Annotated in this window: 14 protein-coding genes; 8 read left to right on the top strand and 6 right to left on the bottom strand. The window is 61.1% G+C overall.

What is annotated here, in order from left to right; genetic code table 11:
* Positions 1-24: 24 nt before the first annotated feature.
* Positions 25-663 carry an HD domain-containing protein gene (locus tag IB241_RS07860; protein WP_192297896.1) on the bottom strand — a complete coding sequence of 213 codons (639 nt, stop codon included), beginning with the start codon at positions 661-663 and terminating at the stop codon, positions 25-27.
* Positions 664-826: 163 nt separating this feature from the next.
* Here IB241_RS07860 and IB241_RS07855 point away from each other — a divergent pair, with 163 nt between their 5' ends.
* Positions 827-1,792: a GlxA family transcriptional regulator gene (locus IB241_RS07855; protein WP_192297895.1), complete on the top strand. Its 966-nt coding sequence runs from the start codon at positions 827-829 to the stop codon at positions 1,790-1,792.
* Positions 1,793-1,936: 144 nt separating this feature from the next.
* Here IB241_RS07855 and IB241_RS07850 read toward each other — a convergent pair whose 3' ends face one another.
* A complete protein-coding gene (locus IB241_RS07850; protein WP_192297894.1) occupies positions 1,937-4,291 on the bottom strand; it encodes a penicillin acylase family protein in 2,355 nt (784 codons plus the stop codon).
* 30 nt (positions 4,292-4,321) lie between these two features.
* A complete protein-coding gene (locus IB241_RS07845; protein ID WP_192297893.1) occupies positions 4,322-4,897 on the bottom strand; it encodes a DUF6436 domain-containing protein in 576 nt (191 codons plus the stop codon).
* Positions 4,898-4,996: 99 nt separating this feature from the next.
* Here IB241_RS07845 and IB241_RS07840 point away from each other — a divergent pair, with 99 nt between their 5' ends.
* Positions 4,997-5,920: an alpha/beta hydrolase gene (locus IB241_RS07840; protein ID WP_192298237.1), complete on the top strand. Its 924-nt coding sequence runs from the start codon at positions 4,997-4,999 to the stop codon at positions 5,918-5,920.
* 120 nt (positions 5,921-6,040) lie between these two features.
* Here IB241_RS07840 and IB241_RS07835 read toward each other — a convergent pair whose 3' ends face one another.
* Complete coding sequence (locus tag IB241_RS07835) at positions 6,041-6,793, bottom strand: DUF2059 domain-containing protein (protein WP_192297892.1); 753 nt, start codon at positions 6,791-6,793, stop codon at positions 6,041-6,043.
* A gap of 132 nt (positions 6,794-6,925) precedes the next feature.
* Between IB241_RS07835 and IB241_RS07830 the strand changes: the two genes are divergently transcribed.
* Together IB241_RS07830 and IB241_RS07825 are read left to right on the top strand one after the other, a co-directional pair.
* Entirely contained in the window at positions 6,926-7,558 is a 633-nt protein-coding gene (locus IB241_RS07830; protein WP_192298236.1) for a 2OG-Fe(II) oxygenase, read from the top strand.
* 2 nt (positions 7,559-7,560) lie between these two features.
* Entirely contained in the window at positions 7,561-8,055 is a 495-nt protein-coding gene (locus IB241_RS07825) for a DUF523 domain-containing protein (RefSeq protein WP_192297891.1), read from the top strand.
* 41 nt (positions 8,056-8,096) lie between these two features.
* Here the strand turns inward: IB241_RS07825 and IB241_RS07820 are convergent, their stop codons facing one another.
* A complete protein-coding gene (locus IB241_RS07820; protein WP_192297890.1) occupies positions 8,097-8,588 on the bottom strand; it encodes a transporter substrate-binding domain-containing protein in 492 nt (163 codons plus the stop codon).
* Between the two features lie 135 nt (positions 8,589-8,723).
* Between IB241_RS07820 and IB241_RS07815 the strand changes: the two genes are divergently transcribed.
* A complete protein-coding gene (locus tag IB241_RS07815; protein WP_192297889.1) occupies positions 8,724-9,164 on the top strand; it encodes a DUF4399 domain-containing protein in 441 nt (146 codons plus the stop codon).
* 127 nt (positions 9,165-9,291) lie between these two features.
* Here the strand turns inward: IB241_RS07815 and serA are convergent, their stop codons facing one another.
* Complete coding sequence (serA, locus tag IB241_RS07810) at positions 9,292-10,521, bottom strand: phosphoglycerate dehydrogenase (protein ID WP_192297888.1); 1,230 nt, start codon at positions 10,519-10,521, stop codon at positions 9,292-9,294.
* A gap of 204 nt (positions 10,522-10,725) precedes the next feature.
* Here serA and IB241_RS07805 point away from each other — a divergent pair, with 204 nt between their 5' ends.
* From IB241_RS07805 to IB241_RS07795, 3 genes are all read left to right on the top strand, one after another.
* The gene (locus tag IB241_RS07805) at positions 10,726-12,120 is read left to right on the top strand and encodes an FAD-binding oxidoreductase (protein WP_192297887.1); all 1,395 of its coding nucleotides are present in this window, start codon (positions 10,726-10,728) and stop codon (positions 12,118-12,120) included.
* A 22-nt stretch (positions 12,121-12,142) separates the two neighbouring features.
* Complete coding sequence (locus IB241_RS07800; protein WP_192297886.1) at positions 12,143-12,808, top strand: fumarylacetoacetate hydrolase family protein; 666 nt, start codon at positions 12,143-12,145, stop codon at positions 12,806-12,808.
* A 267-nt stretch (positions 12,809-13,075) separates the two neighbouring features.
* Positions 13,076-14,002, top strand: coding sequence for an SdiA-regulated domain-containing protein (locus tag IB241_RS07795; RefSeq protein ID WP_192297885.1), 927 nt, complete (start codon positions 13,076-13,078; stop codon positions 14,000-14,002).
* Positions 14,003-14,079 lie beyond the last annotated feature (77 nt).

Here is a 14,079-nt window from a genome sequence, read left to right as displayed (position 1 = left end):
TTTGATTGCATTTCAAGGCAGCGATTATGCGGCCCAAGGGGATTTGCGAATCACCTCGACAAAATTCATCGGCCTGAACCCCGGCTCCTGATCCACCAGCACATCGGTCTTCACGTTGCCAAACGTGGTCTGCGGACGATGGCGCAAGCCGTCGGCGAACGCGCAGAGGATGCACTCCTTGAACCCTTCACCGCGTGGATGCGCATGCACCACCGCTTCGCGCTGGGTGTCGCTGAAGGCGGCGTAGTCCATGCCCAGCACGTCCATCTCGACGCCGGCAGTCACCAGCGCGACGGTCGGGCGCAGATGTTGCGGTACGCCCGGGGTGGTGTGCAGGGCGATGGACAGCCACACCTGTTCGATGTCGTCCTCGCTCAGGCCATAGGGCTTGAGGAAAGCTGCCGCCGCGTTGGCGCCGTCCACTTCAAAACGTTCGTTGTCACTGCGATGGCCAGCCACCAGGCCCAGGTCGTGGAACATCGCGCCCACGTACAACAACTCCGGGTTGTAGGCCAGTCTCTTGCGCTCACCGCTCAAGGCGCCGAACAAAAACACCCGGCGCGAGTGGTGGTAGAGCAGGTCGGATTCGACGTCGCGGATGTATTCGGTGGTGGCCTTGGCGAGGGCGCTGTCGGGGATCGGGATGCCGGCGATGGTGGTCATGGTGGTTCTCCTGTGGGAAGAATTCCAGTCTGATCGCGCACCCCTGGCGGAGCCATCGCCGCGAGGGCGCGATCCCGGCCAATGTGCCGCCACTTCATGCCAAGGGTGTACACAGTCCAATGTGGGAGCTGTGTTTATCCAGTTAGAGAAGGTGTGCCTGTTCATGAGCAAAACCGTCGCCATCCTGATCTTCCCCGGCGTCCAGTCACTGGACGTGAGCGGTCCGATGGACGTGTTCTGCGAGGCCAACCGCTTCCTGCCAACCCAGGACCACTACCAGTTGGACGTCATCGGCCTCGGCCACGGCAACATGACCGCCTCCAATGGCTTGTCATTGCAGGCCCATCGGCATTACAGCGAAGCCCTTGAGCCCTATGACCTCTTGCTGGTCGCCGGCGGCCCACGGTTGCCTTTCGAAGATTTCGGCGCCGGGTTCGACGCCTGGCTGCGCGCCGCCGCCGCCCGTGCCCAGCGCTTCGGTTCGATCTGCAACGGCGCGTTCATGCTGGCTCGCGCCGGGCTGCTGGAGGGCAAAACCGTTACCACCCACTGGAATGACGCCGCCGACCTGGCGCGCCTGTGCCCGTCGGCCAGGGTCGAAGCCGACCGTCTCTACGTGCAGGACGGCAATCTCTACACCTCGGCCGGGGTTACGGCGGGCATCGACTTGTCGCTGTATTTGCTGGCCCAGGACCACGGCCCGGAAGTCGCGCTGAGCGTGGCCAAGCGATTGGTGGTATTCACCCAGCGAGCGGGCGGGCAGTCGCAGTTCAGTCCGTTCCTGACGCCCCACGCCGAAACCACCTCGGCGGTGGCGTTGGTGCAGCTCTACGTGCTGGCCAACCTGACTGGTGACCTGGGCATCGTCGACCTGGCCAAGGCGGCCAATATGAGTGCGCGCAACTTCTCCCGGGTGTTTGCCCGTGAAGCGCGGATCACCCCGGCGGAGTTTGTCGAGCGGGCAAGGGTGGATGCGGCGCGGGTGATGCTCGAAAGCACGCACACGCCGCTCAAGACGGTGGCCTATCAGTGCGGGTTTCGTGATGCCCAGCATATGCGCAGTGTGTTCAATCGCAGGCTTGGGGTGACGCCGCAACAGTTCCGGCTCAACTTTGCCGCGCCGGTCTGAAGCTGTACTCGGACCAACTGTGGGAGCGGGCTTTTGTGGGAGCGGGCTTGCTCGCGAATGCGGTGGATCAGTAGAAACATCTGTAACTGACACACCGTATTCGCGAGCAAGCCCGCTCCCACATTTTGACCGGATTCCAAGCCGTTATCGGGCTGGCAGCAGTTTCAACGTGCCACGGGTGTTTGCCGTGACTTCTTCATCGCTGAAGTGCGCCTGCTCGTAGCCTCCCTCGATATACGTTTCCGCCTGATCCCCATAATGCCGATCAAACGGCACCCCGCTTTGTCCCACCGGGTTGATGGTCAGGGCGTGAGCCACGTCGGCAAAGTCGATCAGGCGTCGGGTAGATGGGCCATAGGTCACCGGCCATGGCGCCGGGCCGATAGCGGCGGACTGGTTGTTCGGCACTTCATGGGTGCCCGGCGCCGGGAATGGGCCGACGTTGAACACGCTGTCCAACGGCTTCTGCATACCCAGCGGATGGCCGTGGGTCAGGGTGTGGGCCTTGCCCCATTGCCACTGGCTCGGGTCATCGCCCAAGGTGGCCTTGAGGTGCGCGAGGCTGTTGTCCCAGGCGCGCTTGACGGTCTCGGCACGCTGGCCATTCCACCAGGGTGAATCCGCCGATGCGGCCAGACGCGGCAGCGCGGCGTCGATCACACGGGTGCCGAGCAGGGTCTTGAACATGCCGTCGCCGAGCTTGGGGTGGAACGCCGCGTCGGCGAGGTTGAACAGGAACTGGTTGAACAGCGTGGCGCTGATGGAGTCCAGCGGGTAGTCGCCTTTCCAGCTGGCCAGTTGCTCCAGCAGTGGCAACTGCGCCGGGTCCTTGACCACCTCGCGCAGCACCGGCAATAGCGGCGCCAGCAGGCGCGGGCCGAAGGCGGTGGTGGTGCCCAGTTGCAAGGCCTGGCTGTTGTTCACGTCCCATTTCACGCTCTTGTCGCTCAATTGCGCATTCAACTGCTGGCCGCGATCAGCGAGGTTGTAATAGCCCGGGATCTCCATGCCGGTGGGCGAGACCGGCTGGGCATTGGCCGACACCACGTAACCGCGTGCCGGGTTTTCTTCCTGGGGGTTGGCGCTGAAGGGGTAGAAGCCCAGCTTGTCAGCCTGGGCTGTGCTGCCGTCGAGGATAAACCCGGCGTTGACCCCGGCCGGGCGGATCGGCAGTTGGGCCGAGGCCCACCAGCCAATATCGCCCTTGGCATTGGCCCAGACGATGTTCAAACCCGGCGCCGACACCTTGGCCGCCGCCGCGCGGGCCTTGGCCAGGGTGTCGGCACGGTTGAGCTGGTAGAAACCTTCGAGGATCGGGTTCTGCGTGTCGAGGAATGCCCACCACATGGCAATCGGCGTCTTGCCGGCATTTTCCCCGAGCACGTCATTGATGATCGGCCCGTGGGGCGATTGGCGCAGGATGAGGCTGACCGGCGCCTGGCCCTTGACCTTGATTTGTTGCTCGGTCTGGGTCATGTCGACCCATTGGTCGTGGTACCAGACCTGGTTGGGGTTGTCCGGGTTGACCTTCTCGGCGATCAGGTCGAGGTCATCATTCTGGAACATGGTCAGGCTCCAGCCGAAGTCCAGGTTGTGCCCCAGGAACGCCACCGGCACCAGCGCGTTGTGATAGCCATACAGCTCAAAGCCCGGCGCCGACAGCTGCGCCTCGTACCACACCGACGGCACCGAGAAGCGGATATGCGGGTCGCCCGCCAGCAACGGCTTGCCGCTCTTGGTACGGTTGCCGCTGATGGCCCAGGCGTTGCTGCCTTCGAATTGCGGCAAGCCGTTGTCGGCCAGTGCCTGCTCGCTCAGGGACGCAAGGGCGCCGAGGGTTTGCCAATCGCTGGCGGCGAGGTTGAGGGCACCCTTGGGTTGCCAGTCGAGGTCGAAGACTTTCAGGTAGTCGCTGCCCAGCTGGTCGCGTACGTAAGTCAGCAAAGGTTCGGTACGAAACGCGGCGGCAAAGCTGTAGGCCATGTACCCGGCGACGCTGATGGTGTCCTCGGCGGTAAACGCGCGCTTGGGGATGCCCAGCACGTCGAACTCCACCGGGCTGGCGTGGCTGTCCTGATACTGATTGATGCCGTCCAGATAGGCTTGCAGGGCTTTCCAGTGCGCGGACTCATGGTCCAACTGCGCCACATAGGTGGTGGCGCGCTCGCGAATGCGCAGGCTGCGGAACAGCTTGTCGGTCTGCAGCACCTTGGGCCCGAGCACTTCGGCCAGCTCGCCGCGGGCCAGGCGCCGCATGATTTCCATCTGGAACAGCCGGTCCTGGGCATGGACATAGCCCAGGGCGCGGTACAGATCGGTCTCGTTTTCGGCGCGGATATGCGGCACGCCACGGTCGTCATAGCGCACCGTGACCGAGCCTTGCAGGTTGCTCAGCATCACCGTGCCCTGGCGGGTCGGTTGCTTGCTGTAGATGTACAGGCCTGCGCCGAGGGCGACCAACACCAGCAGAACCGCGAGAACCTGCAAGACGCGCTTCATGAACTTTCCTTGGCAAGAATGGGGGACGGACTACTGATCCTTAGGCCACGAACAATAGCAGCCCACCGCCAGGGTGTGCGTGGCATTCACTTCGCGTCCGCTCTGCAGTGCCATGAGGATCGGCTCGATAAAACTGTTGCTGGAGTTGCACGTCAGCCCTTCGCTGTAGGGCCCGAAATACGCGAGCTTGCCGCTGCGATCCCAGATGCCCACGGCGGGGCTGGCGGGCACCTGGTCGGCGCCGGGAAGGGCGTTGAGGATTTTCATCTGGCGCAGGTTTTCCGGTAGTTGGCCGTGGCTGCCGGGTTTTTGCAGGGCGTAGAACTCGACGCCCTGGGGCGCGTAGCGCTCGATCAGCTCGCCCAGGTGTTGCTGGTTGCCGACGTTGCACGGGCATGCCGGGTCCCAGAAATGCACCAGGCGGATCGGGCCGGGGCCGGCGAGGTCGGCAGGCAGTGTCAACGGATCGCCGGAAAACACCGCCGTGTGTTCGCTGAAAGCGCGCAGATAGCGGCCCTGGAACCAGTCATACGCCGCCCACAGCACACCGGCGCAGATGACCAGGAGCAGGCTGGCGAACAGGGCGGAACGGTAGGACGGTCGCATTCAGATGTATCCTCGAAGGTCGCGTAGCTTGCCATGCTTGTCCTGACAGATGAATATCGCAGCTCGATATTCATCTGCGCCGCCAGTCTGGAAGCCTTTATGCCCGTCACCTTTGACCCCGATCATCTGCGCGAAAGCTTGCGGCCCCTGGTGGACGCGCAACCGCTCAGCGCCGAGGCGCGGGTCTACCAGCGTTTCTACGGGCTTGATCAGGCCGTCAGTCGCCTGGGGCGTTTCGAGGTGGCCGGGTTCGAGGTTGTTGCGCAAGTGTGGTGGCCAGCCCAGCCTGTGGCGACGATGTTCATGTATCACGGCTTCTACGACCACATGGGGCTGTATCGCCACGTGGTGAAGTGGGCATTGGAGCAGGGCTTTGTGGTGATTGCCTGCGATTTGCCGGGCCACGGCCTGTCCAGCGGCGAGCGGGCGAGCATTGATGATTTTGCGGTGTACCAGCAGGTGCTGCAGGCGCTATTTGCCGAGGCCCTGACGCTGCAATTGCCGCAGCCGTGGCACCTGTTCGGGCAAAGCACCGGCGGTGCGGTGGTGGTGGATCACTTGCTCAACCATGGCGCCGACAGCCCGGCCCAGGGTAAGACGTTCCTGTTGTCGCCATTGGTGCGACCGCGTTCGTGGGGCTGGTCGCAGGTCAGTTATTACCTGCTGCGGCCGTTCGTCAAAGGCATTGCGCGGCGGTTCAGCGATAACACCAACGACCCCGCGTTCAAGCCGTTCCTCGAAGCCGACCCGCTGCAACCACGGCAACTGCCGACAGCGTGGGTGGGTGCGTTGGCCCGCTGGATCAAGCGCATCGAAGCCGCCCCGCGTAGCTCGCGACGGCCGGTGATTGTGCAGGGCGAGGAAGATATGACGGTGGACTGGCGGCACAATTTGCAGGTGCTGCGGGGCAAGTTCGATCAGCCGGAGATATTGATGCTGGCGCGGGGCAGGCATCACTTGGCGAATGAGATTGCGGAGATTCGCCAGGAGTACTTCAGTTTCCTCACGGACCAACTGAAGTAACACCGTTCAAAATGTGGGAGCGGGCTTGCTCGCGAATACGGTGTGTCAGTCACAGATGTTTTGACTGAGCCGCCGCATTCGCGAGCAAGCCCGCTCCCACATAAGCCCATTCCACACTGATTACTGCGTCAGGCTTGAAGTGCTTTGGCCCACAGCAAGCCCTGCGCGAATCGCCGCCAGCGCCGCCTGGTAATACGCCTTACCCTCTGGTGATTCGGCAAACGTGGCGAATTCTTCCAGCTCCGGGTCGGACAAATCCCGATAGACGTACAGCAACGTATTGTTCAGATCATTGCCAATCTGCTGCATCAGCCGTTCGCGCTGCCCATTCAACATGCCCTGGGCCTGGCCACCGCCAAGCAGGCCGGGAATCATCTGGCTCAAGCTGTCGGCAGCCACCCCGGCAATCGCCAGGCTGACTTCCGCGCCCGCTTCACGGGCGGGCAGTGCTTGCGCCAGGTGACCGATGATCAGGCTGCGAGTGGCGTCGGCTTCGATTTTCGGCAAGCCCTGGGCATTTTTCGCCAACTGGTCGCGGCGCGTGGCCAGCAACTCGGCGGCCACGATTTTGCGGCCCAAGGGCGACTGGAAGAACGCCAGCGCGGGTGCCGGGTCCGCCAAATTCTTGCGCAACTGCGCCTCGGCACGCTGGTCCATGGCCTGGGCGGCGAAGCGTTTATTGCTGTTGTCTACCAGCGCTTGGTAAACCGCCGGCGGCAGGCTGTTGCGGTAGCGTTGCTGGGCGGCACTGAGGGCGTCATTGAAATGCGCACGTTGTTCGGCCCAGCCGGCGACCTTGTACAACTGGTCATGGCCGTCTGCCCAGGCGGGCATTACGCAGAACATCAGCAAGGATAAAAACAAACGACGCATTAGGGACTCCTGTCAGTCGGCCACTATTGTCCGTGTCGGGCGTAGGATTTGTCGAGAAGTCCTATCAGTCGCCTGACTAAAGTGTATTCAGATGCTCGGCGGCTCTGTCGGATTCACAGGCGTATGGATACTATGCGCGCCATGCAAATACCCCTCGATCACCCGCTGTTGCAACGTATTGTCGACGACCTGGCTGAAAAGGGCTGGTCGCGGCAGGACGGCTTCGTGCCCCAGGCTCTGACCCTGGAACTGGCGGCTGAGTGCCGTAAACGTGCGGCTGAAGGTGAATTGGCACCGGCGGCTGTAGGACGTGGTCCGACCCAGGAGGTCCGTGAGGGTATCCGTGGTGACCATATCCAGTGGCTGGAGGAGGGTGACTCGCCCGTCTGCGATACCTACATGGCGTTGATGGACAGCCTGCGTCTGGCGATGAACCGCAGCCTGTTCCTTGGCCTGGAAGACTTCGAAAGCCACTTCGCGATGTACCCGCCAGGGGCGTTTTACCTCAAGCACCTCGACCGCTTTCGCGACGATGACCGGCGCACGGTCTCGGCGGTGATCTACTTGAACGAGGCCTGGCTGTCCGAGCAGGGCGGCCAGTTGCGCATGTACCTCAAGGACGGTGTCGAATACGACGTGGACCCAGCGGGAGGGAGCCTGGTGGTGTTCCTGTCTGGCGAAGTGCCCCATGAAGTGCTGCCCGCCACGCGCGAGCGCCTGTCCTTGACCGGCTGGTTTCGCCGGCGCGGCAACGAGCCGTTTTAAGCATGGAAAAGATTCTGATCAGCCGCTGTTTGCTCGGGCACAAGGTGCGCTACGACGGTGGCGCCAGTGGGCCGTTCGATCAATTGGCGGCGTGGCAGGCCGAAGGGCGGGTGGTGGCGATCTGCCCGGAAGTCTCCGGTGGCTTGCCGACGCCGCGCCCGCCCGCAGAGATTCCCGGTGGTCAGGGCGTGGATGTGTGGGAAGGACGTGCGCAGGTGCTGACGGCCGAGGGTGAAGATTTCAGCGAAGCCTTCCTCGACGGTGCTCGCCAGGCGTTGGCGTTGGTGCAGCGGCATGGCATTCGTATCGCCGTGCTCAAGGCCAATAGCCCGTCTTGTGGGAATTTGCTGACGTATGACGGTACGTTTAGTGGCGTGAAAGTCAGCGGAGAAGGCGTGACGACAGCGCTGCTCAGACAGCATGGGGTGCAGGTATTCAGTGAGCTGGAGCTGCCCGAGGCGGCGGTGGCCTTGGCCCATCTCTCAGAAAATGTGTAGTTCAATGTGGGAGCAGGCAAGCCAGCTCCCACATTTAAAAATCACTCGGCTTTGGGGGCGGGCTCGTTCTCCAGCCACTTCTGCGCCAACGCTTTCAACCGCCCATCCGCCTTCACCCGCTGCAACGCGCCATCCAAACTTGCCTTGAACGCCGGGTTGCCCTTCTGGAACGGGATCGCCAGCTCAGGCTTCTCGCGATACGCCTCACTGAAATCGAACCGATCCTGCAAGGCGGCAGTCATAGCGATATGGTTGATGGCCACGTCGTACTTGCCGGTTTCCACGCCTGGCAGTAAATCGGCGTCGTCGGTGGTGATAAACGAAGGGCGCACGTCCATCTCCTTGGCCAGTTGTTCGCCGAGTTCCACTTCAAAACCGGTGAGTTTGTCGCCTTCCTTGAAGTTGAACGGCGGGGTGTTGGCTTCAAGGGCGATGCGCAGTTCGCCACGGTCAAACACATCATCGACCAGTTCGGCGTGAGCCAAGGGGCTCATGAGGGGCAGCAAAAGTAACAGGCCAGGCGAAAAGCGCATGGTCACTCCTAGAGAATTTTTTATGTGCGAGGCGCCGTTCAGCATCGCTTTGCTATGGTGTTGAGTGCCTTGGACAGCAATTTGTCGCGAAGTTGTCATAACCCTACAGATTTCCTGGAAAAACTGGAGAAGCGAATGAAAGCCCTTTTGTCCCGTGCAACGATTGCCAGCCTGTTGCTGGGTGCCTCGATGTTGGCCAATGCCGCCGATGTGCCTCGTACCCCTGCACCGAAGGGTGCCGAGGTGTTTATCGTCTCGCCCAAAGACGGCGCGACGGTCGACAAGACCTTCACCGTCAAATTCGGCGTCAAGGGCCTGGACCTGGAGCCGATCGACAAGCAAGTGCAAGGCGCCGGCCACCATCACCTGTTGGTCGACCGGGACGTGCAGTCGCTCAAAGCCGACGAAGCCATTCCAGCCGATGCCACCTCGATCCACTTCGGCAAGGCACAAACCGAAACCGAACTGACCCTGACCCCGGGCAAACACACGCTGCAACTGGTGGCCGGCGACAACGTACACCGCCAGTTCGAGCCCACTGTAGCCTCGAAAGTGATCACGGTTAATGTGAAATAAAAAAACGGGAGCCCCTGGCGGGGTTCCCGTTTTTTTATTGCTGCAAGCTTCAAGCTATAAGCTGCAAGGAACAGCTTTTAGCTTGCCGCTTAAAACTTGTAGCTTGTAGCCGACCACGACCACCGCTTTAGAAAAGCACTCGGCTTCGGATGGTCCCATTAATGTGCTGCAGTTTCTCTTGCGCCAGGTCCGAGTACTCGGCGTCGACGTCGATCACCACGTAGCCGACCTTTTCGTTGGTCTGCAGGAACTGACCGGAGATGTTGATGCCGTTTTCCGCGAAGACCTTGTTGATCTCCATCATCACGCCAGGGATGTTCTGGTGGATGTGCAGCAGACGGTGCTTGCCAGGGTGAGCCGGCAGGGCCACTTCCGGGAAGTTCACCGAGGATACCGATGTACCGTTGTCGCTGTACTTGACCAGCTTCTCCGACACTTCCAGGCCGATGTTGGCTTGGGCTTCGGCAGTGGAACCGCCGATGTGCGGGGTCAGGATCACGTTGTCCAGGCCGCGCAGCGGGCTTTCGAAGATGTCGTCGTTGGAGCGTGGCTCCACCGGGAACACGTCGATGGCGGCGCCGATCAGGTGCTTGTCCTTGATCGCGTCGGCCAGGGCGTCCAGCTCGACCACGGTGCCGCGTGCAGCGTTGATCAGGATGCCGCCTTTCTTGATGGCGCGGATTTCCTTCTCGCCGATCATCCACTGGGTCTCAGCGGTTTCCGGAACGTGCAGGGTCACGATGTCGGACATGCCCAGCAGTTCGGTCAGGCTGGCCACTTGGGTCGCGTTGCCCAATGGCAGCTTGGTCAGGGTGTCGTAGAAGAACACCTGCATGCCCAGGCCTTCGGCCAGGACCGACAGTTGAGTACCGATCGAGCCGTAACCGATGATGCCCAGCTTCTTGCCGCGGATTTCGAAGGAGTTGGCTGCGCTTTTGATCCAGCCGCCACGGTGGCAGGAAGCGTTCTTCTCAGGAATGCCGCGCAACAGCAGGATCGCTTCGGCCAGCACCAGCTCCGCCACGGAACGGGTGTTGGAGTACGGTGCGTTGAACACCGCGATGCCGCGCTCGCGAGCTGCGTTGAGGTCGACCTGGTTGGTGCCGATGCAGAAACAGCCGACCGCCACGAGTTTCTTGGCGTGATCGAAGATTTCTTCGGTCAGCTGAGTGCGGGAGCGAATGCCGATGAAGTGCGCGTCGGCGATCTTTTCCTTGAGCTGGGCTTCCGGCAGAGAACTGGTGATGTACTCAATGCTGGTGTACCCGGCGGCTTTCAGAACGTCGACAGCCGATGGGTGGACGCCTTCCAGAAGAAGGAACTTGATCTTGCTCTTATCGAGAGAAGTCTTGCTCATCTGCGTAAACCTGTATCCCGGAGAAAAATGGCAGGGAATCGGATCGCTTAAGCTGACCCGGACGGCAGGAAAGCCGTCACCGCAGAAACGCCCTTGGGCTCTGTCCTGCGGGGGCGGTATGCTAGCATACGCGCCCCGCAAACACTCATTCCTGCGACGTGAAGCGTTCTCAGGATGACCATGAATTGTTCGAGAGTTCTGTCGATGACCCATCCTGCCCTGATTGATGAGCTAAAGACCCTGGTTGAGCCTGGCAAAGTGCTGACCGATGCAGACTCCCTGGAGGCTTACGGCAAGGATTGGACCAAGCACTTCGCACCCGCGCCGACCGCCATCGTCTTCCCCAAGACCATCGAGCAGGTCCAGGCCATCGTGCGTTGGGCCAATAACCATAAGGTCGCGCTGGTGCCATCCGGTGGTCGTACCGGCCTGTCGGCCGCTGCCGTGGCGGCGAATGGTGAAGTGGTCGTGTCCTTCGACTATATGAACCAGATCCTCGACGTGAACCTCACCGACCGCACCGCCGTGTGCCAGCCGGGCGTGGTCACCAAGCAACTGCAGAACGTTGCCGAAGAAAACGGCCTGTACTACCCGGTGGACTTCGCATCCTCCGGTTCCAGCCAGATTGGCGGCAATATCGGCACCAATGCCGGCGGGATCAAGGTGATTCGCTACGGCATGACCCGCAACTGGGTGGCCGGCATGAAGGTCGTCACCGGCAAGGGCGACGTACTGGAGCTGAACCGCGATCTGATCAAGAACGCCACCGGCTACGACATGCGCCAGCTGTTCATCGGCGCCGAAGGTACGTTGGGCTTTGTGGTCGAAGCCACCATGCGCCTGGACCGTGCGCCGAAAAACCTCACCGCCATGGTGTTGGGCACGACTGATTTCGACTCGATCATGCCGGTGCTGCACGCGTTCCAAAGCAAGCTCGACCTGACAGCCTTTGAGTTCTTCTCCGACAAGGCCCTGGCCAAAGTCCTCGGCCGTGGCGACGTGCCGGCACCGTTCGAAACCGAGTGCCCGTTCTACGCACTGCTGGAATTCGAAGCGACCACCGAAGAAGTTGCCAACCACGCGCTGGAAACCTTCGAACACTGCGTGGAGCAGGGCTGGGTGCTGGACGGCGTGATGAGCCAGAGCGAAACCCAACTGCACAACCTGTGGAAACTGCGCGAGTACATCTCCGAGACCATTTCCCACTGGACTCCGTACAAGAACGACATCTCGGTAACCGTGTCGAAAGTGCCGGCGTTCTTGAAGGAAATCGACGCGATCGTCGGCGAACACTACCCGGACTTCGAAATCGTCTGGTTCGGCCACATCGGCGACGGCAACCTGCACCTGAACATCCTCAAGCCGGAAAACCTGAGCAAGGATGAGTTCTTCGCCAAGTGCGCCACTGTTAACAAGTGGGTGTTCGAAACCGTCGAGAAGTACAACGGTTCGATCTCCGCCGAACACGGTGTGGGCATGACCAAGCGCGATTACCTGACCTACAGCCGTTCGCCAGTCGAGATCGAATACATGAAAGCCGTCAAAGCGGTGTTCGACCCGAACGGGATCATGAACCCTGGCAAGATCTTCGCTGTTTAATCGGCCCTGAAGGAGTCGTTCCATGAGCTACCAGCACAAGTATGTCGACGGCACCAACATCCACTTTCCGGTAGGGAAAGTGGTGTGCATTGGGCGTAACTACGCCGAACATGCCAAGGAACTGGATAATCCGGTGCCAACCGAGCCGTTGCTGTTCATCAAGCCAGGCAGCTGCGTGGTGGCGTTGGAAGGGGGTTTTGCCATCCCTACCGAACGCGGTTCGGTGCACTACGAAGCGGAAATCGCAGTGTTGATCGGCAAACCACTGTCGACCAAGCCCAGCCGCGAAGAAGTACTGGACGCGATCTCGGGTTTCGCCCCGGCGCTGGACCTGACCCTGCGCGACAAGCAGGCCGAGCTGAAAGCCAAGGGCCTGCCGTGGGAAATCGCCAAGTCCTTCGACGGCGCGGCAGTGATCGCGCCGTTCGTGGTGAGCAGCACCTTCCCTGACCTAGCCGACATCGGCATCCGCCTGACCATCAATGGCGAAGTGCGCCAGGACGGCAACAGCGCGATCATGCTCAACCCGATCGTGCCGATGATCCAGTACATGGCGGGCTGCTTCTCGCTGCAGGCTGGCGACGTGATCCTCACCGGCACCCCGGCAGGCGTGGGCCCGCTGAATGTGGGCGATGAGCTGGTGCTGGAGTTGTCGGGTGTGAATCGCTTCGAAAGCGTGGTTCGCTAGGTACTGGCGAAACGCGATTAAAAATGTGGGAGCGGGCTTGCTCGCGAATACGGTGGTTCAGTTGGAACATCTTTGACTGACACACCGCTTTCGCGAGCAAGCCCGCTCCCACACAAACCCATTCCCACATTGGTTTTGTGTGTGCCCGCAAAATCCAGCTCTTTGCATTTTTTTCACACGCCATCCGGATAATCCTCAGCGTCTTGCGCGCGGGCTTCTAGATCCTGTGCTATCACCTAACGCTGACTTTCCGGAAAAAGCGCCCCCATGGCCGTTACCCTGCCCAGCAGTACCTCCAAGCCGCGTTCGCGTTTTGCCCTGCGCTGGTATTCCTGGCTGCTATTGGTCGGCGTGATTACCTATGGCCTCGCCTGGGCGATGCACTGGGATGATCGCGGCATGCTGTGGGTCAAGGAACGCTTCGAAAACCCTGCCGAACGCCAGCAGAGCGTGTGGCTGCCGGATTATCAGGTGGTGATCGATGGCAAAGTTTTGCCAGGCATGGAGAAGGATGAGGCTTCGGACGTCTCCTACAACCCCCGCACCAAAACCCTGTTTTCCGTCATGGGCAAAAACCCGTTCCTGGTTGAGCTGACCCTGCAAGGTGATGTGCTGCGCAAGATGCCACTCAACGGCTGGAGCAACCCGGAAGGCGTGACGGTGCTGGAAAACGACCTGTTGGCCGTGGTCGACGAGCGTGACCACACCTTGACCATCGTCAAGGTCGACGCCGGCACGACCCAGCTGAACAAGGCCGACTTCCACAGCTACGACCTGGGCCCGTCGAAGAACCAGAACAAAGCCTTTGAGGGCGTCACCTGGGACAAGCGCAACCAGCAGATCATCCTTGGCGAAGAACGCCCGCCTGCGCTGTTCACCTGGAAAAGCGACGGCAGCCAGACCCTGGCTGGTGACAAGCAAAAACTGAGCAGCACCGAATTGGACATGCGCAACCTCTCGGCCCTGGCCGTGGACCCACGCACCGGTCACTGGCTGGTGCTTTCGGCCGATTCCCACCTGCTGCTGGAGCTGGATGAAAAGGGCGAGCAAGTCAGCTTCATGACCCTGCTTGGCGGTTTCAATGGGCTCAAGGACACCATTCCACGTGCGGAAGGGGTGACCATGGACGAGGACGGCAACCTGTACATGGTCAGCGAGCCGAACCTGTTCTATCGCTTCGAAAAGCACAAATAACACCTCGGTTACGTCGGATAGTTCTCTAAGAACGGCATCCGCCAGACACCAGGGCGCGTTTAAGTTTAAATTCAGAC

The organism is Pseudomonas sp. PDM05, from assembly GCF_014851685.1.
Classification (GTDB): Bacteria; Pseudomonadota; Gammaproteobacteria; order Pseudomonadales; family Pseudomonadaceae; genus Aquipseudomonas.
This window is presented reverse-complemented; position numbering and strand designations above follow the sequence as displayed.